This is a genomic window from Bifidobacterium pullorum subsp. saeculare (genome assembly GCF_016899725.1).
In the GTDB taxonomy this organism is placed as follows: Bacteria; Actinomycetota; Actinomycetes; order Actinomycetales; family Bifidobacteriaceae; genus Bifidobacterium; species Bifidobacterium pullorum_C.
In genome coordinates, this window is record NZ_JACLYU010000050.1 from 1 (window position 1) to 1,955 (window position 1,955).

Annotated in this window: 2 protein-coding genes and 1 pseudogene; 1 reads left to right on the forward strand and 2 read right to left on the reverse strand. The window is 61.4% G+C overall.

The annotated features are described in order from the left end of the window. Positions 1-113: 113 nt before the first annotated feature. Together H7U32_RS09315 and H7U32_RS09320 are read right to left on the reverse strand one after the other, a co-directional pair. Positions 114-407 (reverse strand): LPXTG cell wall anchor domain-containing protein, encoded by a 294-nt coding sequence (locus tag H7U32_RS09315; RefSeq protein ID WP_204469788.1) that lies wholly within the window; start codon positions 405-407, stop codon positions 114-116. Beyond that, the gene (locus tag H7U32_RS09320; RefSeq protein ID WP_204469789.1) at positions 397-1,335 is read right to left on the reverse strand and encodes a SpaA isopeptide-forming pilin-related protein; all 939 of its coding nucleotides are present in this window, start codon (positions 1,333-1,335) and stop codon (positions 397-399) included. Before H7U32_RS09320 ends, H7U32_RS09315 begins: the two co-directional genes overlap by 11 nt. Positions 1,336-1,620: 285 nt before the next feature. Here H7U32_RS09320 and H7U32_RS09325 point away from each other — a divergent pair. Beyond that, positions 1,621-1,955 (forward strand): annotated as a pseudogene (locus H7U32_RS09325) (integrase catalytic domain-containing protein); the annotation flags it as partial.

Here is a 1,955-nt window from a genome sequence, read left to right on the forward strand (position 1 = left end):
GTCTCAGCCCATCCCTAGCGAAGCCGCCCGGGCCGGTGGAACCGGCGGGGGCGGCTTCGCTAGGGATGGGCTGAGACGGAAGGGGCCGGGGTGGCCGCTTCCGTATCAGCAGGTCAGGCCATCATGGCCTTGCGGGTGGAGCGGGACTTGACGTACACGCCCACGCCAGCGCCGAGGACCAGCAGACCCACGACAGTGAACATCGCGATGCCCGCGGCACCGGTCAGCGGCAGCTGGGTAATGTTGCGGATGTTCTTCACCGTCGCAGTGCCATTGTTTTCGTCAGTCGTGTTATCGACGGTGACAAGGCCGAAGGTATCCGTCGTGGCAGCGAACGAGACCTTACCGCCCGCGACGGTGACGGTCATCGTCGGCAGCGCGGTCTGCCAGTAGGTGTCAGGGGGCATGCGTCTCCTGGATCACATAGGTGCCGTCGCCGACGCCATTGACCGTAACCTTGCCACCCTCGCCGGATTCCATCGGATACCACTCGGTATTCGGGGAGGTCTTCTTCTCGCCAGAAGCCTGCTCAGCAGTCTCATTCAGCGGATCAATCGTGTACGTTCCCTTGGCGCCAGTGGTGACCTTCATGAACTCGTTTGTCTCTGGCACATACGCACCGGTGGGCGCGTTGGAACGGGTAAGGCTGAAGTGGGCACCAGCAAGGCCGGCACCGTCGGCGTCCACCTTGGTGAAGCTGAAGGAGACCGGCTTCGGCAGGTCATCGGAAGCTTCGGCAGTGCCACCGTTGTTGTTCACCTCAACACGGTTCTTAATTGTGTCTTCTGAGCCCAACTCAACAACAGCAGCGACATTGACCGTCGACTCATAGGTCATGGTGATGGCCTGGCCAATCTTGCTGCTCGGACCAGACACGGCAACGGTCTTCATGTATTCCGTCAGATTAATCACGAACGACTCAGTACCAGTTGCATCCCACGTGTCGGCAGTCCCAGCACTGGTCGGTTTGGTGAGCATGGAGTTCTCATCATAGATGCTGGAACCTTCACCAATCGTAATCTCGATGCTCTTGAAATCCACAGTCTGGCCTTTACCTGGAGTATCAGTGAAGGTGAACTTGGTGTCCGTGTCTTTCAGGTTCTTGCCATTCCAGTTCGGAACCTTGCTGGTGATGGTCCATACGCGGGTATCCCCCACACCCGGCACCTTCTCCGGGTCAGTGACGGTCTTGGTGACCGGGGTGACCTCGTTCTTCATGTCGATGGTCACGGTCCAACCATCGTTATCATTCGGAATAACAATACCTTGGTCTTTGACGACCTTGCCCGGGCTGACAATCATGGCGATGGCCTGGCTCGTCGTCACAGCGGACACGGGGTCACCAGTTTTAGTAGGCTCAGCACTGTCCACAACCAGGTAAATACCCAGATCCAGCGCAGGGGTAGCCGTACCAGAGCATGACGGAGACCGAGGAGCGGATACGGTCGTGCATGCGAGAGTGCTGTTATCAATGCTCAGCGTAGAGCCCTCACCAAGCTTAGCAAGGTTGTCCGCGCTCTTCAGCGCGGCGACGTGCTTCGCGTTTTTTGAGCGCGAATTGTGTAGTGGTGCCTCATCGGGAGTGAGCGCGAGACCGGGTCGGTCTGTTCGGCTGGTCGTATGGAAGACGGGATCACCATGGCGGCGAAGCGGCAGGTCACCCTCAGGTTCAGGGACGAGTATGTGAGGGCGTCGAAGAAGCGGAAGGGCGTCATCCTGGACAGGATGCGCGAGACGCCCGGGGTGGGCGGGGGCACGGCCAGGCGCCTGCTCGCCCAGGCCGGGCGGCATGGGAACGGCGCGGCGCCGGCGGCGCGGGAGCGGCCGTGCCGGCATTCCGGCCAGTCGCGCGAGCCGCCGGTGCGGGTGCGGGTGTCGACGGACATGCCGTGCGGCAGGTATCCCAAGGCGATGCCGCCGCAGTGGCTGCCCGTGCTGCGCGGGCACGGGCAGCC